The sequence below is a fragment of the Candidatus Cloacimonadota bacterium genome (assembly GCA_020532085.1).
GTDB lineage: Bacteria > Cloacimonadota > Cloacimonadia > Cloacimonadales > Cloacimonadaceae > Syntrophosphaera.
Genome location: JAJBAV010000006.1, coordinates 25115 through 44347, shown reverse-complemented (window position 1 = coordinate 44347; position 19233 = coordinate 25115). Strand labels below are relative to the sequence as shown.

General features: G+C 58.1%; 15 protein-coding genes. All 15 read left to right on the top strand.

Annotated elements, in window-relative coordinates:
* Nucleotides 1-107: 107 nt before the first annotated feature.
* Nucleotides 108-4322 (top strand): endonuclease, encoded by a 4215-nt coding sequence (locus tag LHW45_02790; GenBank protein MCB5284506.1) that lies wholly within the window; start codon nucleotides 108-110, stop codon nucleotides 4320-4322.
* A gap of 220 nt (nucleotides 4323-4542) precedes the next feature.
* On the top strand, nucleotides 4543-5649 hold the full coding sequence (locus tag LHW45_02785; protein MCB5284505.1) for a sodium ion-translocating decarboxylase subunit beta: 1107 nt from the start codon (nucleotides 4543-4545) through the stop codon (nucleotides 5647-5649).
* Nucleotides 5646-6038, top strand: coding sequence for a cytidine deaminase (locus LHW45_02780; protein ID MCB5284504.1), 393 nt, complete (start codon nucleotides 5646-5648; stop codon nucleotides 6036-6038). Before LHW45_02785 ends, LHW45_02780 begins: the two co-directional genes overlap by 4 nt.
* The gene (locus tag LHW45_02775) at nucleotides 6035-6982 is read left to right on the top strand and encodes a 4Fe-4S cluster-binding domain-containing protein (protein MCB5284503.1); all 948 of its coding nucleotides are present in this window, start codon (nucleotides 6035-6037) and stop codon (nucleotides 6980-6982) included. Before LHW45_02780 ends, LHW45_02775 begins: the two co-directional genes overlap by 4 nt.
* Entirely contained in the window at nucleotides 6972-8111 is a 1140-nt protein-coding gene (locus LHW45_02770) for an N-acetylmuramoyl-L-alanine amidase (protein MCB5284502.1), read from the top strand. The genes LHW45_02775 and LHW45_02770 overlap by 11 nt, the downstream gene beginning before the upstream one ends.
* 7 nt (nucleotides 8112-8118) lie before the next feature.
* The gene (locus tag LHW45_02765) at nucleotides 8119-9384 is read left to right on the top strand and encodes a DUF512 domain-containing protein (protein MCB5284501.1); all 1266 of its coding nucleotides are present in this window, start codon (nucleotides 8119-8121) and stop codon (nucleotides 9382-9384) included.
* A 49-nt stretch (nucleotides 9385-9433) separates the two neighbouring features.
* A complete protein-coding gene (locus tag LHW45_02760) occupies nucleotides 9434-10363 on the top strand; it encodes a phosphate/phosphite/phosphonate ABC transporter substrate-binding protein (protein MCB5284500.1) in 930 nt (309 codons plus the stop codon).
* 6 nt (nucleotides 10364-10369) lie between these two features.
* Nucleotides 10370-11110 (top strand): phosphonate ABC transporter ATP-binding protein, encoded by a 741-nt coding sequence (gene phnC, locus LHW45_02755; GenBank protein MCB5284499.1) that lies wholly within the window; start codon nucleotides 10370-10372, stop codon nucleotides 11108-11110.
* A 372-nt stretch (nucleotides 11111-11482) separates the two neighbouring features.
* A complete protein-coding gene (locus tag LHW45_02750) occupies nucleotides 11483-11752 on the top strand; it encodes an acylphosphatase (GenBank protein MCB5284498.1) in 270 nt (89 codons plus the stop codon).
* Nucleotides 11733-12929, top strand: a complete 1197-nt coding sequence (locus tag LHW45_02745) for a LysM peptidoglycan-binding domain-containing protein (protein MCB5284497.1) — start codon at nucleotides 11733-11735, stop codon at nucleotides 12927-12929. The genes LHW45_02750 and LHW45_02745 overlap by 20 nt, the downstream gene beginning before the upstream one ends.
* 22 nt (nucleotides 12930-12951) lie before the next feature.
* Nucleotides 12952-13827 carry an RNA polymerase sigma factor RpoD/SigA gene (locus tag LHW45_02740; protein ID MCB5284496.1) on the top strand — a complete coding sequence of 292 codons (876 nt, stop codon included), beginning with the start codon at nucleotides 12952-12954 and terminating at the stop codon, nucleotides 13825-13827.
* A 26-nt stretch (nucleotides 13828-13853) separates the two neighbouring features.
* Complete coding sequence (locus tag LHW45_02735; protein ID MCB5284495.1) at nucleotides 13854-14756, top strand: phosphate acetyltransferase; 903 nt, start codon at nucleotides 13854-13856, stop codon at nucleotides 14754-14756.
* Nucleotides 14753-15217, top strand: coding sequence for a 23S rRNA (pseudouridine(1915)-N(3))-methyltransferase RlmH (locus LHW45_02730; protein MCB5284494.1), 465 nt, complete (start codon nucleotides 14753-14755; stop codon nucleotides 15215-15217). Before LHW45_02735 ends, LHW45_02730 begins: the two co-directional genes overlap by 4 nt.
* 18 nt (nucleotides 15218-15235) lie before the next feature.
* Nucleotides 15236-15391: a hypothetical protein gene (locus LHW45_02725; GenBank protein ID MCB5284493.1), complete on the top strand. Its 156-nt coding sequence runs from the start codon at nucleotides 15236-15238 to the stop codon at nucleotides 15389-15391.
* Nucleotides 15388-19233 (top strand): type IX secretion system sortase PorU, encoded by a 3846-nt coding sequence (porU, locus tag LHW45_02720; GenBank protein ID MCB5284492.1) that lies wholly within the window; start codon nucleotides 15388-15390, stop codon nucleotides 19231-19233. The genes LHW45_02725 and porU overlap by 4 nt, the downstream gene beginning before the upstream one ends.

The window sequence follows — 19233 nt, the reverse complement described above, 5'->3', positions numbered from 1 at the left end:
ATAGTCCTTCACAACGCTCAGCTGGATAATGATTTAACAAACCAGTGAAAGCCGGGCGATCGGATCTCTGAAGAGAGATCAAGGCTCGTCCCGCTTGTGGAGATATCATGAAAATGCTCACGCTCGCTTTGTCCCTCGTGCTGGCAGTGGCCGCCGGGTTCGCGCAAACGACTGTTTTTGCCGACGATTTTTCGGCAAATCAGGACGCAGGCTGGACAACCACAGGCCAGATCGGCTCCAGTGCCTGGTCTGCAAATCGCTCCGGAGATGACTGGGGCGCGCGTCGCAACCTGGACCCCGCCCAGTTGGAACTGACCAATGATGCCAGCGGAACCGCGAATGTTGCAGGCTGGATGTTTGCTTCGGTTCCCACCTCAGGATTTGGCGGCCCCTATAACGCGACCCTGGCCTTGATCGACGGCCTGGTGACCTGGTATGTGAACCTGAGGCAGATCAGGCCCGACCCCGCCGGATTTGGCAGTGGAAACTACGGGCTGGCCTTCATCCTGGCCGGTTCATCGACCTCTGCCTTCAACAGCGGCTCCGGCTACGCCCTGGCCTTGGGCCAAACAGGCTCCACCGACCCGCTCAGGCTGGTAAAGTACAGCGCGGGAATAGGTTCCTTTACGAACTTGATCACCAGCAATACCTCCGGCCTCACGGATTTTGGCAATGAATACCTGAGCGTCAAAGTTACCTACGATCCCTCCACCAACACCTGGGTAATGTTCCTGCGCAACGACGGAACCTCAGCTTTTTCCGATCCCATGTCCGGAACTCTGGTGTCTCAGGGAACCGCTGTGGACAACACCTACACTTTAGACGCGCTGGCCTTTCTGGGCGCTTACTGGCAGGGCTCCACCTCTGCCACCCAGACCGCGTTTTTCGACAACGTTACGGTGCAGGTTACGCCCAACATTGCCGTGTATGCCTATCCCTCAGCTCTGAGCGGTTTTTCCTACATGCAGGACCTGGGGCCTTCTGCCGAGCAGGCTTTCACGGTCAGCGGGGTTGATGTTGTCTCAGACATAAGCATATCAGCCCCAACGCATTATGAAATTTCCGCCAGCTCCGGCAGCGGCTTTGGCCCCACTCTGACGGTCTCACCTACCCGGGGCGACATTCCGCCCACCACGGTTTATGTGAGACTGAAAGCCGGATTAGGCGCGGGAGATTACAACTCGGAAGACATCAGCGTAAGCTCAGGTGGCGCCACCACTGTATATGTAACTTGCAGCGGATCTGTGCTGACGGGCGCTGTTCCGGCAACCCCGGTAGCCACCGCTGCGAGCGCTGTTGATCATTCTAGTTTCACCGCCAACTGGAACGCGGTACCGTACACCAGCAGCTACCGGCTGGATGTTTACACCGGTTCGGATGTCAGTGACCTCTTCTTCTCGGAGTATATTGAGGGAACCAGTTACAACAAGGCGATCGAGATCTACAACGGAACCGGCGCTGCGGTTGACCTGAGCAATTACAAATTGCATCTGTACTCGAATGGAGCTCCCACTGCATCCAACACGCTGGATCTGTCGGGAACTCTAACTAACGCTGATGTTTACGTGATCGCGCACCCAAGTGCCAGTGCCGGAATTCTCGCAGTGGCAGATCAGACCTCATCTGCTGTGATAAACTTTAATGGAGATGACGCGGTTGCTTTGTACAATGTATCCACAGCCAGCCTTGTGGATATCTTCGGAAGAATTGGCGAGGATCCGGGAGATTTCTGGGGTGTATCACCAAACATAACCAAAGACCAAACCATGATCCGCAAAGCCTCTGTCTCTGCTGGAATAAGCCAAAATCCGGATTCCGGCTTTCCCACCCTAACTTCGGAGTGGGATTTTTACCCGGTAGACACTGCTTCCGATCTCGGCTCCCACACCTACGGCAGCAAAGCCATCAGCTACGTGCCTGGCTACCAGGACCTCAATGTGGGCAACGTCACGAGTCACTTGGTGACAGGCCTTGATGAATCGACCGACTACCGCTACCAGGTGCGGGCCGTCAATCTGCACGGGACCAGCGGCAATTCCAACGAGATAGACGTGACCACCACTTCCAGCACGGCGCCGGTTATCTACGCCAGCCACACTTTCAGTCCCTTTTCCACCACCGAAGGAACCCCCTCCGCGTCTCAACACTACTACCTATCTTCATCCAACCTCACAGGCAGCATCAGCATGGCCATTCCCGCAGGGTTTGAGCTTTCCACCGATGGCGGATCGAGCTATCTCAGCAGCAGCACCAGCGTGGCATCATCCTTCAGCGGAAACATCCACGTTCGCCTGGCCGGAACAGCTGGCACCTGGATCGGAAACATCGTCCACTCCAGCCCCGGGGCCATCGACGTGAGCCTTTACGTATCCGGCCTGGTCACCAGCGAAAGCGTTACCACGCCAACGATCCAGGCGTCAGGAATCACCGGATACCCGGCCTTCACCTCCATCACGGCAGAATGGACACCGGGCAACGGAACTTTCCGCCTGGTTAAGGTGAACACCAGCAACAGCTTCAGCAATCCCACGGACGGATCCACATATACAGCAAACACCTATTACCTGGGTTCCGGCGAACAGGTGGTCTATAACGGCGCCACCGAGTACATCGAAGGCGAGCCCTACAACGGAGTTACGGTAACCAACCTGACCCCGGACACTGCTTACTGGTTCCGGGTGTATGAATACAACGGCAGCGGAATCGACACCAAATACCTCACCACCACTGCCGCCAACAACCCCAGATCGGTTTCCACAACCACCTCTTCCGGCAGCGGATACTACGCCGACATCTACGGTTACGGAATCACCATTAAAGGACTGCTGCACAGCCTCTTGCGCACCACCCACACCACAGAGTACTCCTACACAGCGACCACCACCCAACTCAAATACACAGACCAGGACCCGAACAACTCCAACAATGTGCTGGAGATCTACACTGGCTGGAGCATCGACGCAGATTCCTACGGCGGAGACGCCACCGACTGGAACAAGGAACACACCTGGAGCAAGAGCCATGGCGATTTTGGCGACACAGCCCCCGCCGGAACCGACCTCCACCACCTCCGGCCTTGCGACGCCACGGTCAATTCCTCCAAGAGCAACAAGGACTTCGACGACGGCGGAACCGCGGTAACGGACTCCTCTCCCCCGCCCGGATATACCGGCGCCACAGGCTGTTACCAAACCTACAACACCTGGGAACCCCGCCCGGATGACAAAGGCGACGTGGCCCGCATCATCATGTACATGGCGGTGCGCTATGAAGGCACGGACACCAGCTACGACCTGGAACTGGTCGATCACGTATATTCCGACGCAAGCGAAAACCTGCCCTATTACGGAAAGCTGGCCACCCTGCTCCAATGGCACGCAACCGATCCCCCAGACGCCTGGGAAGTCCGCCGCAACAACCGCATCGCCGAGCGCCAGGGCAACCGCAACCCCTTCATCGACCTGCCCGGCTACGCGGCCCGCATCTGGGCGCCCTGTCCGCTGTTCAATTCCGATATCACAACCACAGGTTTCACTGCCAACTGGAGCGTGCCCATCACAGCCACCAACTACTATCTGCAGGTGGCCACCGACAGCCTCTTCACCAATGTCGTGAGCGGCTACTCCAACTTCGACGTGGACCTGCTGACCTCCAAGGTGATCACTGGACTCAGCGCTGGCGGGACCTATTATTACCGGCTCCGTTCATATTTTGAGGACGATTACGGCATGTGGTCGCCCTATCTGCAAGTGGTGCTGGATAACCCCGTGACAGCCACAGCGACCATCACCCCCACGCAAACCCTGGAAGAGGTTAATCTGAACGGAGCCACCGTCACTTACACTCTCTCCGACGCCTCCTTCTCCGACAGCAGTCTGTCGGCATCCAATTTCACGCTTAACAACGCTCCGGCGGGACTCTCGATCCAGAGTGTCAGCCACGTGAACTCCACCACGGCGCTCATCACCCTGGCCTTTACGGGAACGGATTTTGACTCCAACTACGCGGATTTTTCAATTACTGTCGCGACGGCTGAGCTAAGTGTGGATTATCCCGTCACCAGCAATACTGATGTCATCCACGCCCACGTGGAAGGAACCGCCACCATCGCGCTGGAAGGAGCCGACATCAAGCTCACGCTCACGCCGGTGCCGGGAGCTGTTTCCTATGTTGTTTACGGATCTTCCGATCCCTATGGGAGCTATGAATTGATCAGTGACACAACTGGCTCTTTCGATCCCATGGAGCCCAACGTCTGGCGCGTCACTGCAAATTACTTCACAGAAAACAGACTCTTCTTCAAGGTTTCGGCGGTGCTCTGAGCACTGTTTGAATAACATAGGGGCTGCCGGTTGCGAAGCCAGCAGTCCGATTATCTGACTTTCCTGAAAGAGCGGATCGCGCAGTAAAAATAACCCCTGCCGGTAATAACCGGTGAAGAAACCTAACTGACTGCGTGATAGGATTGACGGATATAATCATTGACAAAGAGGACAGCGGCGGAATTAATGGGTTTCTTAGTGAAAACATCTGGAGTATTTGATGCAAGCATTATTTGGCGGTATCCTGGCCTTTGAATGGCAGCAGGCGGTGATGATCCTGATCGGCTTGGTGCTGATCTGGCTGGCGATCGCGAAGAAATATGAGCCGACCCTGCTGCTGCCGATCGGGTTTGGGACCATTCTCACGAACATACCCTTCTCCGCGGCCGTGGGAGAGCACGGTCCGCTGCAGATCCTGTTCAATGCCGGCATCGCCACCGAGCTTTTTCCGCTGCTGATCTTCATCGGCATCGGCGCCATGATCGATTTCTCGCCCCTGCTCAAAAACCCCTTCATGCTACTCTTTGGCGCGGCGGCCCAACTGGGCATTTTCGTAACCTTTGCCGCGGCCACCCTGCTCGGTTTCAGCCTTAAACAAGCTGGCGCGATCGGCATCATCGGCGCGGCGGACGGCCCCACCTCGATCTACGTGGCCAACCGTTTCGCCCAGGACCTGCTGCCGGCGATATCCGTGGCAGCCTATTCCTACATGGCCTTGGTGCCCATCATCCAGCCGCCGGTGATCAAACTGCTCACTTCCAAGGAAGAGCGCAAGATCCGCATGGATTACCACGCCGGCGACGTTCCCAAAGTGGTGAAGATCGTCTTCCCCATCGCCATCACGCTGATCGCAGGGATCTTCGTTCCCGCTTCCGCGGCGCTGATCGGCTTTCTGATGTTCGGAAACCTGATCCGCGAGTGCGGAGTGCTGGAAGGACTGTCCAAATCCGCGCAGAACGAACTGGCCAACCTGGTGACGATCTTTCTGGGCATCAGCATCGCCTCCACGATGCGGGGCGCGGCTTTTCTAAGGCCGCAAACCCTCTTGATCTTTGGCCTGGGTCTGGTGGCCTTCATTTTCGATACCGCCGGCGGAGTGCTTTTTGCCAAATTCCTGAACCTTTTCCGCAAACACAAGATCAACCCCATGATCGGCGCCTGCGGGATCTCGGCCTTTCCGATGTCCGCGCGGGTAGTCCATCAGATGGGGCTGAAAGAGGACCCCTTCAACTTTCTGCTGATGCCAGCCGTGAGCGTGAACGTGGGCGGCCAGATCGGCTCGGTGATCGCCGGAGGCCTCATTCTGGCTCTGTTGGGGAATGTATGAGCATCGATCTGGACATCCTGCTGGAGCAGGCCCAGGCCGCCTCTGAAAAGGCTTACGCGCCCTATTCCGGATTCCGGGTGGGCGCCGCCCTGCTCTGCGCCGATGGCAGCGTGGTCACCGGCTGCAATGTGGAAAACTCCTCCTACTCCCTGACCATCTGTGCCGAGCGCAACGCCCTCTTTGCCGCCGTGAACATGGGCAAGCGGGATTTTCTCGCCCTCGCCATCTATGTGGATTCCGACGAGATCTTTCCTCCCTGCGGGGCCTGCCGTCAGGTTTTGGCCGAATTCAGCCCCCACCTGCAGATCCTCTACGCCAACCGTCTGGGCAGCATTCTCAGCGACTTGGAAACCTTGCTGCCCCAGGCATTTGTTTTGCATGGACAATGAAGCTTAGCCACCCCGAACTGCTGGAATGCCGGATCTGCCCCCAGAACTGCGGGGTGAACCGCCGGGAGACCACTGGTTTCTGCGGCGCGGGGGTTTCCCTGCGCGTGAACGGAGCGCATCTGCACCATGGCGAGGAGCCCGTCCTTAGCGGCACCGGCGGCAGCGGAACCATCTTCTTTTCCCATTGCAACCTGTGCTGCGTTTATTGCCAGAATCACCAGATATCTCATCTGGGCTGGGGCCGGGAGATCAGCGAACAGGATTGCGCCCACATGATGCTGAGTTTGCAGGAAGCCGGGGCCCACAACGTGAATCTGGTCTCGCCGACGCAATTCACGCCCCAGCTGGCCGCAACGCTCAGGCTGGCGCGGGCCCAGGGCCTGAGTGTCCCGGTGGTTTGGAACAGCAACGCCTATGAAAAGCCGGACACGCTGAAAACCCTGTCCGGACTGGTGAACATCTATCTGCCGGACCTCAAATACGCCCATCCGGCCTATGCCTCAAAGTATTCCCAGGCGCTGGATTATCCCGCCCTCGCCTTGAAAGCGGTGCAGGAAATGCACGCGCAGGTGGGAAGGCTGGAGATCTCTGCCGCCGGACTGGCCTTGCGCGGCTTGCTGGTGCGGCATTTGGTGCTGCCAAATCGTCTGGCCGGCACCCGGGACCTGCTCTACCGCCTGCGTGAAATCCTGGGCGAGGGTGTTTGCCTGAGTCTGATGGCCCAATATTACCCCACCACCGCGGCCCGAAAACATTCCGAGCTGGCCCGCGGACTGCGTCCGGAGGAATACGCGGAAGCGCTGGAAGTGGCCCTGAACCTGGGATATGCCGAAGTTTACGCCCAGGAACTGGACCCCTCGCCAAACTGGACCCCCACTTTCTCTTCGGAGGCAACCGAAAATCCCATAACCCATTTTAACGGAAGGAAACACGATGCCATATAACGCAAGAAAAATATTGCTGGGCCTGATCCTGCTATCTTGCTGCGCCTCTTTTCTGAGCGCTGATATCAATCTGCTCTTCATGCCCGCCAAGATACCCAAGAAACTGCCCACCGTCACCCTGGAGAACCGCTCCTATGTGGCCCTGGAACAGATGAACGCGCTGCTGCAATCCATGCTCAGGGTGGAATACAGCGAATACAACGACCACCGCATCAACGTCTGGTACAATGGGCAGCAGTTCACATTCATCACCAACTCACCCTTCTACAGTTTCGCGGAAGGCGTGTTCAACATGCAGCATCCCTTTTTGCAGGTGGGGGCTGAATACTACGTTCCGGAAACCTTTTTCCTGCAAAACCTGCCCTTGCATTTTCCCAAGGATATCACCCTCAAAAACGGGGTTCTGCAGATACCCCGTCCGGTGGACAAAGGCGTGGTCCGCATCGTGCTGGACCCCGGCCACGGCGGCAAGGACCCCGGCGCGGTGGGGAAAAACGGAACCCGGGAAAAGGACATCAACCTCAATGTGGGCCTCCTGCTGAAAGCGATGCTGGAAAAGGAGCTGGGGGTGGAAGTGCTGATGACCCGCTCCGACGACCGCTTCATCCCACTTTCCGGGCGTACCAAATTCGCCATGGACAAAAAAGCCGACCTCTTCGTGAGCCTGCACACCAATGCCTCCCGAAACCGCAGCGCGAAAGGCCTGGAGACCTATTACCTTTCCACCTCCTCCACCTCCGATTCCCGCGCGGTGGAAGCCTTGGAAAACGATGTGGTGGAGCTTTACGAGGGAGCCGAGGCTAAAAGGAACTACGACGCGCTGGATTTCATCCTCAGCGACATGAGCCAGACGGAGTTTCTGGAGTACAGCAACGATCTGGCCACGCTGGTACAGCGCAACATGGTGTCGGGCGCCCAGGGCCAGGACCGGGGTGTGAAACAAGCCAGTTTTTACGTTCTGCGCGGGGCTTTCATGCCCGCCATCCTGATCGAGATGGGCTTCATCTCGAACCTTAACGAGGAAGCGGTGCTGTCCAACAAGCAGTATCAGGAACGCCTGGCCCGCACCATCTTTGAAGGCATCAAGCGCTTCAAATACAGCTACGACAGGATCCGCAAGACCAGTTGAGGCTTCCATGCCGCTGAAGGTGCTCAAAGTTCAACCCCGCAGCCCGGCTGCCAAAGCCGGGATCAGCGGCGGAGACACCATTCTCAGCATCAACGCCATGCCCATCCATGATTTTTTCGATCTCGAATATTACGGCAATGATTACCAGCTCGAGGTGGAACTGCGCGGCCCAGAAGGAGCCAGCAGAACGCTCACCGTGCTGCGGCAACCGAACAAAGCTCTGGGCATCGAGCCCGAACCCCACGAGGTGGCCACCTGCGACAACAGCTGTGTCTTTTGCTTCATCGACCAGTTGCCGTCCGGGCTGCGGCCCACTCTGTATCAAAAGGACGACGACTATCTCTTTTCCTACGTTTTCGGCAACTACATCACGCTGAACAATCTGCGCTCCCCTCAGCTCAAACGCATCGTGGACCAGCATATCAGCCCGCTCTACGTCTCCGTGCACAGCACCGATCCCGCGCTGCGGAAGCAGCTGATGCGCTACCGGGCGGATTTTGACGTGCTGCAAACCCTGCGCCACCTTTCGGACCAGGGGATCAGCTTTCACCTTCAGATCGTCTGCGTGCCGCGATACAACTGCGGCGACCAACTGCGCGCCACCCTCAGCGACCTGCTTGACGGCTCCGTGAACGCTTTGTCCATCGGCGTGGTACCCGTGGGCCTCACCGGTTTCCGGGCCAGACTTGCCGCCCTGGAACCCTTCACTCAGCCTCTCGCGGCGGAAACGATAGCGATCATAGACTCATTCAGGCAGCAGGATGCGGTTGTCCAGGCCGCGGACGAGATCTACGTCCAAGCCGGCCTGCCGGTACCCGGTGAAGATTATTACGGGGAATTTCCCCAGCTGGAAAACGGGATCGGCATGCTCCGTCTCAGCCGGATGAATTTCCGCCGGCGTCGCCGCGCCTTTGGCAAAGAGCTGGACAAGGCCGGGATCCCTTTTTTGATGATCACCTCGCGCTCGGCGGAATCCACCCTTAAAGACCTGGCCTGCGATCTTGGCCCCAGGCTGGATAAAGCCTCCGTGCGTGTCCAGGCCATATCCAACCGCTGGCTGGGAGGCCAGGTGAGCGTGAGCGGACTGCTGGCCGCGCAAGACATCCTGAACCAACAGGCAGCCAAGCCCAACGAAGGCCTGATCGTGCCTTCCAGTATCTTCAACCATGACGGGATCACCCTGGACGATCTTTCCCAGATCGAGCTCCGCGACCGCCTGAGCCGGCCCCTGCTGGTGGTGGACCAGTATTTCGAGGATTGGGAATGGATCTGACCGTTTTAACAACCATTATCAACCCACTTCATTAACGGGAGAATAACCCATGAAACAAGCTGCTCTGATAGTTTTGGCTTTCGCCCTGTTGCTCGCATCATGCATGAGCGAAGCCAACAAACTGGAAAAGGCTAATCTTGAACTCGGATCGAAGAAAAACCCGATCAAGATGTATTTCGTGCCCTCGATGGAGGCCTCCACCGTGGTTACCAGCGGGGAGGCGATCGCCGCCTGGCTGGAACAGGAAACCGGCTACAAATTCAAAGTGGCCGTGCCCACCAGTTACGCCGCCGTGGTGGAAGCCATCGGCGCCTTCCAGGCCGACGTGGCCTGGCTGCCCACCTTCGCCTATGTGCTGGCCGAGGAAAAATATGGCGCCGAGGTGGAGTTCATGACCGTCCGCAACGGTCTGAACAAGTATTGCGGGCAATTCGTGGCCCGCGCGGACAGCGGTATAGACAGCCTGCAGCACATTGAAGGGAAGGTGGTGGCCTACACCGACGCGGCCTCAACCTCAGGCTACATTTACCCTTCCGCCATCTTGAAGCAGAAGGGCATCGTCCCGGCCAGATACACCCTCGCGGGAGGCCATCCGCAGGCCATCACCGCCGTTTACAACGGGACCGCGGATGTTGCCTGCACCTACTGGTCACCTCCGGATGCCAGCGGAAAGCCGATGGACGCCCGGGAAAAGCTGCTTCAGACCTATCCTGACGTGTTTTCCAAGCTCAAGATAGTGGCCCTCACGGATTCCATTCCCAACGACACCGTCACCTTCCGCCGCGGTCTGCCGGCCGAAGTGCAAAACTCTCTGGTTTCCGCTTTGGAAAAGTTTTCCGGATCCAAGGACGGCCAGGCCGTCCTGCGTGAACTTTACGACATTGACGGGCTCACCCGGGCCACCAAAGCCGATTACGACATCGTGCGCCAGACCCTCAAAACCCTGGGCAAGGACCCCGGGCAGTTTTTCAAGAACTGAGGCAGGATGACCCAGCTCGAGATCAAAGACCTGCGCAAAAGCTACGACCAGAAGGTCTGGGCCCTGGACAAAGTATCCTTTGAGGTCCAAAAGGGGGATTTCATCATCCTGCTGGGCCTCTCCGGCAGCGGCAAATCCACCCTCCTGCGCTGCATCAACCGCTTGATCGAGCCGGATGAAGGCGACGTTTTGTACGAAGGCAATTCGGTGCGCGCCCTCTCCCCCACTCAGCTGCGCAGATACCGCCGCAACATCGCCATGGTCTTTCAGCAATTCAACCTGGTGAAAAACCTCAGCGTGCTAACCAACGTGCTCACGGGCCGGCTGGGTTATCACGGACTGGTGGACAAACACAGCGCAGCGGAACTCGAAGCTGCCCACCACAATCTGGGCCGGGTGGGCTTGAAGGACTATGCCAAACGGCAGGTGAAAAACCTCTCCGGCGGCCAGCAGCAAAGGGTGGCCATCGCCCGGGCCCTGATGCAAAACCCAGCCGTGATCCTTGCCGACGAACCCGTGGCCAGCCTCGATCCCGCCACCGCCGATTCCATCATGCAATACCTTGGCGAGATCAATTCCGAAGGCATCACCGTGCTCTGCTCGCTGCACTTCCTGTCCCTCGCCCGCCGCTACGGCAACCGCGTGATCGCGCTCAAGGACGGGCTCAAGGTTTACGAGGGACTGCCCGCGGAGATCGACAACACCCGCTTCAAACAGATCTACGGCCAGGACGCCGAAGAGATCTGAATCCAGCTGTGGAGCGCTCGACCCGCTCCCTGGTTTCCGCGTCCGGCGCCGCCCGATACGGCTCCTGACCAGCGGAGAAATGGTTTTTGTCACCAACCTTATCGGCCCTGAACCTCAACCCGAACGCCCCTTGCCCGCCTCCCGCTGACTTCCCCCCTGTCAGGCGGGAAGTTAGCGGGAAGTCATTGGGAGGCGGACGGGACAGGGATCAGGACGGGGCGACCCTGATTTATCTTGAATCCCAGAATCGCGCCCCCATATATAGTGGGTAACAATCAGGGTCCAAAACGGTCTGGGGAAGCACGGAAAACGAATCCTTGACAAATATCCGGAGTTGAAATATAAAGTTTTCTTCCTGAAATGGAGTAGAAAATGCTTACTTGGGAACTACGAGCCACGGGACGAGTCCAGTTTGTCGGTTTCCGCAGTTTCGCGCGAACCTGCGCGCTGCAGTGTTCTGTTACCGGCTGGGTTAGCAACCGGTCTGACGGCAGCGTGCTGATCGTGGCCAGCGGAGAACGGGACAGGCTGGAGCAATTCTGCGGGCTGCTGCGCTCCGGCAACAGGTTTGTTGACGTGCGGGAGCTGCAAATCAGGGAACAAAATGAAACGGTTGAATACGATGATTTTACGATACGATAAAAAGACCCGAAGCGGGGCCGGCGATCAGAGCCATGGCCACCGGCCGGGCTGGAAGCTTTTCATGGTGGCCTTGGCCTTGCTGCTGCCGGCCTGGCTGGCCGCGGAGCTGGTAACCCACAAGGTGCAAAAGAGTGAAACGCTCTACGGGCTCAGCAAGCAATACCAGGTGTCGATCGAGCAGATCTGGGAACTGAACGGCCTCAGCAGCAACAACATCCAGGTGGGACAGGTCCTGAAGATCAAGGAAGCTGATCCCATTAAACCTGATTTCAAGACACCTCCTGTAACTCCCACCCAGAGCGAAACCCCCACCCCTCCTCCAACTTCACCGGAACCACCTGATCACAGCCAACTCAAGCTTCCGGACGACTACTATTACACCGTGCAGGCAGGGGAAACAGCCTTCCGCATTGCCACGAACCACAAACTGGCTCCCGCAGATTTTCTGCGCTGGAACAACCTCCCCGCCGAAAATCCACCCATCAAACCGGGTGACCGGCTGATCATCAAGGACCCGGCCAGCTTTGATCCCGCGGTGGAAAAACCCGTGGAACAGGGACCCGCCATCCAGGCCGCCGCACCGGCCAAACCCGACACTCTGCTGCTGGAACAGGTTTACGTGGTGAAGAAAAAAGACACCCTGTTCAGCATAGCCAAAGCCCACGGGACCACCGTGGACGACATCAAGACCCGCAACAACCTCACTTCCAACGACATCAGCGTGGGCCAGAAACTATGGCTGACCGGCACTCCGCCCGCGGACCAGGCCTCCGGCTCAAGCAGCGCCAGCTCTTCCACCAAGGTCCGCACCGATTGCGTGATGCCCACCAAGGGCAAGGTGACCTCAGAATTCGGCATGCGCCGGGGACGCCCCCACAAGGGCATCGACATTGCCAACAAATCCGGAACTCCAATCTACGCCGTTTTGGACGGCGTGGTGGTCTTTTCCGGGGTGCAACGCGGCTACGGGAACGTCGTCCTGATCGAGCATCCGAACTTTGTGATGACGGTTTACGCCCATCACGAAAAGAATCTGGTGAAGGTGGGCGACCACGTTAAACGGGGGCAGCAGATCGCCAGAATGGGCTCGACCGGAAATTCCACCGGTCCTCATCTGCATTTTGAATACCGCGTCAAGGGGACGGCGATCAATCCCCGCAAGGTATTGCCATTTTGATGCTTAAAGCCAACGGGGCCGCATGAACCGGGAAAATGTATTTGCAGACCAAGCGCTGCAGAACTACCTAAAGGAAATCTCCAAGTTTCAGGCTTTGAGCCGCGAAGAGGAGCACGAACTGGGCATCCGGGCCCAGGCCGGTGACCACGAAGCGATCAACCGGCTGGTGCAGGCGAACCTCAAATTTGTGGTCAAGATAGCCTCCCGCTACCAAAACCGGGGCCTGTCCCTGTCTGAACTGATCAGCGAAGGCAACATCGGCCTGCTGAAAGCGATCGAAAAGTTCGATCCGGAAAAGGACATCAAACTGATCTCCTACGCCATCTGGTGGATCAAACAGCGCATCATGCTGGCTGTTTCGGAAAAAAGCTCCCTGATCCGTGTGCCGCTGGGGAAATCCAGCTCCGCGCACCGCGTGAAGGCAACCCAGGACCGCATCTACGCCGAGACTGGACTCACGGCCTCCAACGAGGAACTGAGCGAAAAGATGAACGTAACGGAAAAATCCATCGAACAGCTACAGGACCAGATGATCGAAACCACTTCGTTCGACGAACTGATCTCCAGCGGCGACTTCCAGGAGTTTTCCACCCGCGACATGATCGCGGACGAACATTTTGCCGACCCTCAGCAAATGTATCACCGGGAACGCCTGCAGGAAAAGATCAACCGGGCCATCGACAAACTGGACCAGCGGGAAGCGGACATCATCCGCACCTACTATGGCCTGAACGCGGAGCAGGAAACGCAGAACTTTGCCCAGATCGCCGAGACGATGGGGCTTTCGCGGGAAAGGGTGCGCCAGATCCAGAAAGAGGCGCTGAAAAAGATCCTCTCCGACCTCAAGCCGGAAGAAGATGCCCTGGTGGACGAATTCATCGAAAAATACAGCACCTGAGCCTGGCTCGGGAACCGGAGACTGACATGTACAAGAACTTCGACGAAATGGTGAGCGCCGTGAAAGCCAGCCGGCGCGGCACCGTGATCATCTCGGCCGCGCAAACTGAATCCGTGCTCGACGCGGCGATCCTGGCCCAACAGGATAACCTGGCCGACTGCCTGCTGGTGGGCGACAAGCCCCAGATCCTGGCCCTGCTGGAACAAATGGCTCCGCAACATGTGAATTCCTTTGAGATCGTGGATATCGGCCCGGACTCGGTGAAAGCCGCCAAAGTGAGCGTCCAGCTGGCCCGGGAAGGCAGAGGCGACATCATTTTGAAAGGCAAGACCGATTCCGGCCAGCTGCTGCGGGCTGTTCTGGACAAGGAAAACGGCTTGCGCGTGAGCGACGTGATCTCGGACGTGCTGGCCTATGAACATCCTGAAGGCCTGAAACTGCTTAGCGACGGCGGAGTGAATCTGGCCCCCGACCTGAAGGAAAAGGTTGCCATCGTGAAAAACGCCGTTCAGGTGGCCCACAGCCTGGGTTCCCCCGAGCCAAAAGTGGCCATGATCACCGCCGTGGAAACGGTGAATCCCAAGATGCCGGCTACGCTTGACGCGGCCCTCATCTCGCGGATGAACGCCCGCAACCAGATCACCGGCTGCATTGTGGAAGGTCCCCTCGCTTTCGACAACGCGGTCGATATCAATGCCGCGAAGATCAAGGGCATCGAATCCCCCGTAGCCGGGATCGCGGACGTCTTCATCGTGCCCAACATCGAGGCCGGGAACATCTTTGGCAAGATGCTCACCTACTATTGCGGCTGGCGCGTGGCGCACGTGGTGGTGGGCACCAAGGCCCCGATCCTGATCCCCTCCCGGGCCGACCGTGGCGAACTGAAAATGCTCTGCATGGCGATGGCCCTGGCCTGCATGAACAAGTGATCCTGCGCATCCTCCAGGTTGGTAAAACCCGGTCAGGCTGGCTAAAGGAAGGCATCGCCGAATACCTGATGCGCCTGGCCCCGATGGTGAGGCTGGAGGTGGCGGACATCGCGGACGTGAGCCTCAAAACAGCCGGCAGCCCGGACGCCGTGAAAGCCAAAGATGCCGCCCTCTGCCTCAAACGCCTGGCCCCAGATGATTTTGTGATCCTCTTGGACGAACGCGGAGAAGCGAAAACTTCGCTTGAATTTGCCGCGTTTCTGAATAACTTGTCTACAGAGAAGTCGGTTGTTTTCCTGATCGGCGGGGTGTATGGCATCCACGCCAGCCTGAAAAACCGGGCCAATGCCTGCCTCTGCCTGTCGTCGCTGACTTTCACCCATCAGCTGGCGCGGTTGGTTTTGATCGAACAAATCTACCGCGCGCTGATGATCAACCAAGGTAGAAGCTACCACCATTAAAAGTTTCAGAGGCCCCCAATGACCTACATGCTGCTCTCCATGATAGCGCAGAACTTCACACGGTCCCTGCTGATCCTGCTTCAGGGGATGGGAGGGATATTTGTGTTCATGGGCTTGTTTTATGGCCTGATCATTGCCCTGGAGAAGATCTTCAAGGAAAAGAAGGCACAGTGAGAAGGCTCATTTCCGCGCTGGCCTTTCTGCTGTTTGCCACCGCAGCCTTTTCTTCCGTGCGGGTGCTGGAAAGTTCGGCCAACCAACTCCTGCTGGAATTCCGGCTGGACGAATATGAACTGAGCGAGGTGGAGGATATGCTGCGCGTGGACGTGGCCGGGCTGGATTATGAAACCCGCCCCGGAGCTCCGCTGCTGCCGCTGGAAGAGGTCCGGGTGGCCCTGCCTCCTGGAGGCGGGGTCAGCGCCGTGCTGATCAGCTCCAGCCAACGCCAGGCCACTCTGTCCAAACGACTCTTGCCGGTGCCGGAAGTCCGCATGAACGAAGGTCTTTCCGAACACATTTACCTGATCGACGAAAGCCTCTATAACGCTGCAGGCATGCCGTTGCTCACCACCACCGCCGGATCCAGCTTCCGGGGCGTGGATTTCAGCGCTTTGGAGGTCCGTCCTTTCGCCTATGACGGGAGCTTTGGCTTGACCGTCACGGAACAGGCCCTGATCAGGATCGACATTGCCGGCGACACCTCCCACCGGAGCCTGCCCCAGAGCGACGAACTGCTGGACCTGTTCAGTTCCACCCTGCTCAATCCCAGGCAGGCCAGGCAGTGGCAAAACCAGACCCGGAACCCAGTTTACTACGCCGATTTCTCCAGGGCCGACTACTGGCTGCGCCTGGAAACCGACCGGGAGGGCATGTTCCGCATCGGGCCTGAGCAACTCACGGGATTTCCCCTCGCCGACATCGATCCCCGCTCTTTCCGCCTCTTCAGCAACGGCGGCAAGCTGCTGCCCTTCACGATCATCAATCCCGGCAACGAGTTCGCGGAGATCCCCATCCGCGTTATTGGTGAAGAGGACGGCAGTTTTGATCCCGCCGACTACATCGTGTTCCACGGCACCACCCGGGACGGCACGGACAAGAACGTAAGCCTGCAAAACAGCCAGACATATTTCAACCCCTATTCCGGAAACACAGTTTACTGGCTCACCTTTGCCGGTGAGTTCGGCGGAGACCCCCTGCGGATGGAAACGCTGCCCGCGCAGCAAAGCTGGTTCGCTGAGACCTCCAAATTCCGCGAACTGACCCGCCTGGAAACGGAAAGCCAGCGCCGCGAGATCATAGGCTTCGACTGGTACATGACGCGCATGTTCGGCAACGCCAATGCTGATTACGAGTTCGAGCTCCAGTTGCCCGACCTCGACCCCTCCACTTCCCAGGCCCTCAGTTTCACCATCCGCCAGGAAGAGGTGAACGACAGCATCTGGCACAACATCAACGTCTTCGTGAATGGAGTACCGGTACCTTCCGATACCCTGGGCTCAATCACTTTCAGCTGGCGGGGCACAGGCCAGTATCTCTTTTACAAAAACGTTTCCAGCTTCGTAAGCGGCCAAAACACCGTTCGGATAAGGGTTTTGAGAAATTCCACCGACAACCTGTTCCTGAACTGGATCACGGTGGACCACACCCGCGTCATTGCCAAGGGCAGCGTCCAGAGTTTCGTGAACCAAATGGCCCTCAATTATGAAGTCCCCGTCCGCTACAACCTTGCCGGCAGCACCGACACCCGCGTTTACCGGGTGAACGGCCTGACGGACGTGAAGATGGTGCCGCTGCAGAGTTCCGCCGGGCAGAATTACTTTGTGAGCGCGGGCTTTAGCGACACCAAGTATTGGCTCAGCAACGATTCTGAGCTCCACAGCCCGGTGAATTTCAGCTTGGTGGAAACCCCTGACCTCGCCCTCAGCCAAACGCAATGCGACAACGTGATCATCACCGCCGACGAGTTTTCTGCCCAGGCCCAGTCCCTGGCGGACATGTATCTCCAGGACCATGGCAAACGCAGCCTGGTGGTGAAGCAGAGCGACATCTTCAACCAGTTCAACGGCGGCCATCCCGATCCCGCTGCTTTACGCCAGTTCCTGCGCTACGCCTGGCACAACTACCCCTCGCCCCGGATCAGCTCCGTGACCCTGATCGGCCTCGGCACCATCGACTGGCGCAACAATTCCGGCCAGGCCCAGGACAAGAACAAACTGATCATCTATCAACGCAATGTGATCGCCTCGGACGATTACTTCGTGATGCTCACCCAGTCATCCCATCCTGAACTAGCCATCGGACGCTATCCCGTGACCAGTTCCACCGAACTGGCGAACATGCTCTCCAACCGGGAAAACTACGTGCGCAACCCCCAGAACGGCTGGTGGCGCAATTCCACCGTGCTGCTGGGCGACGATCTCTTCAACGGCAGTTCCACCGCCTATGAGAACATCCACACCCGCCAGACCGAGACCGCCGGAAACATCATCCATCCCAGCATCCTCACCGACAAGATCTTTGCCTGGGGATACGAATACGACGAATTTCAAAACAAACCCACGGCCCGGGATGACATGATGGCCGCCATCAATGCCGGCCGCCTGATCTGGCTCTACATAGGCCACGGCGCTTACGACAAGCTGGGCGCGGAGGATTACTTCAACGGCGCTTCGGACATGGGCCGCTTCAACAATCAGGACAAGCTGCCCCTGTTCATGGCCGCCTCCTGCTCGGTTTCCCACTTCGACTACTGGGGCTTTGAAAGCCTGGGCCAGAAGAGCGTGCTGCTGAACAACCTCGGAGCCATCGCCTCCTATTCCGCCAGCCGCACCAGCGCCCCTTACAGCAATGCCCCCATGATGGAGTTTCTGCTGGACAACCTCACCAACGGCCGCAACCCGCTGGGGCAATCCATCATGATGGCCAAGGTCCTCTTCACCCAGAGCAACGACAACGACGCCACCTACGTGCTGCTGGGCGACCCCCTGCTGAACGTGGTCCCACCCCTCAGAGACAGTCTGATGACCGTATCCGGACAGGCTTTGCAGGGGGAAACCCTGCACGCCAGGGACTTGGCCACGGTATCCGGATCCTTCCTCTCCTCGCCGGTTAACGGCACCGCTGAGATCAAGGCCTTTAATACGAAAACGGCATTCGAATTCGACGGACAGACCCACGTGACCCACCGCGGTGCGCCTCTCTTTTCCGGTAGCGTCACCGTGAACGGAGGCGCTTACCAAAGCGGGTTCATCGTTCCGGATGACGTGACCACCGGCAACACAGGCCTGATCGTTTCCTACCTTTGGGACCCCGCGCTGAAACAGGATTACACGAACTACCACCACCCCCTGGCCCTCAGCGACGCTGCCGTGACCGCCGACAACCCCGACGCTCCGGAGATCAAGCTTTATCTGGGCAGCTACGATTTCCGCCCCGGCGACACCGTTGGCACCCAAACCACACTCTACGCCAGGATCTCGGACAGCAACGGGATAAACGTGACAGGCAGCTCCGGACACAATCTGCTGCTGATCTTGGACAACGCGCTCCAGCCGGTGCCGGTTACGGATAATTTCAGCTACGACCTCGATTCCCACACTGCCGGCCTGCTCACCTATCCCTTGGCCGGGCTCAGCGAAGGCCCCCACACCCTGCAAGTGATCGCTTTTGACAACTTCAACCTCCCCTCCGTGGCCTCCACCGAGTTCAACGTGAAGGAGAGCGGCGAGCTCGCCATCGAGCGCTTCCTCATCTACCCGAACCCCATGCAAAGCTCCACCAGCTTCACTTTCATGCTCTCCCGCGATTGCGACCTCAGCCTGGACATCTATTCCGTCACCGGTAAAAAGATCCACAGCTTCCAGGCCAGCGGACGCCAGGGTTTCAACGCCATTCCCTGGGACGGCAGGGACAAGCGTGGCGACCGTTTCGCGAACAACACCTATTTCGTGAAGCTGCGCGCCTCCGCCGACGGCCTCAAAGCCGAGGCCACCGAACGCCTGGTGATCTATAAATAA

Coding starts and splice junctions, on each gene's coding strand:
- LHW45_02785 (MCB5284505.1), top strand. CDS start 4,543: ATGCAAGCATTATTTGGCGGTATCCTGGCCTTTGAATGGCAGCAGGCG.
- LHW45_02725 (MCB5284493.1), top strand. CDS start 15,236: ATGACCTACATGCTGCTCTCCATGATAGCGCAGAACTTCACACGGTCC.
- LHW45_02760 (MCB5284500.1), top strand. CDS start 9,434: ATGAAACAAGCTGCTCTGATAGTTTTGGCTTTCGCCCTGTTGCTCGCA.
- phnC (MCB5284499.1), top strand. CDS start 10,370: ATGACCCAGCTCGAGATCAAAGACCTGCGCAAAAGCTACGACCAGAAG.
- LHW45_02780 (MCB5284504.1), top strand. CDS start 5,646: ATGAGCATCGATCTGGACATCCTGCTGGAGCAGGCCCAGGCCGCCTCT.
- LHW45_02750 (MCB5284498.1), top strand. CDS start 11,483: ATGCTTACTTGGGAACTACGAGCCACGGGACGAGTCCAGTTTGTCGGT.
- LHW45_02790 (MCB5284506.1), top strand. CDS start 108: ATGAAAATGCTCACGCTCGCTTTGTCCCTCGTGCTGGCAGTGGCCGCC.
- LHW45_02775 (MCB5284503.1), top strand. CDS start 6,035: ATGAAGCTTAGCCACCCCGAACTGCTGGAATGCCGGATCTGCCCCCAG.
- LHW45_02740 (MCB5284496.1), top strand. CDS start 12,952: ATGAACCGGGAAAATGTATTTGCAGACCAAGCGCTGCAGAACTACCTA.
- LHW45_02735 (MCB5284495.1), top strand. CDS start 13,854: ATGTACAAGAACTTCGACGAAATGGTGAGCGCCGTGAAAGCCAGCCGG.
- LHW45_02745 (MCB5284497.1), top strand. CDS start 11,733: ATGATTTTACGATACGATAAAAAGACCCGAAGCGGGGCCGGCGATCAG.
- LHW45_02770 (MCB5284502.1), top strand. CDS start 6,972: ATGCCATATAACGCAAGAAAAATATTGCTGGGCCTGATCCTGCTATCT.
- LHW45_02765 (MCB5284501.1), top strand. CDS start 8,119: ATGCCGCTGAAGGTGCTCAAAGTTCAACCCCGCAGCCCGGCTGCCAAA.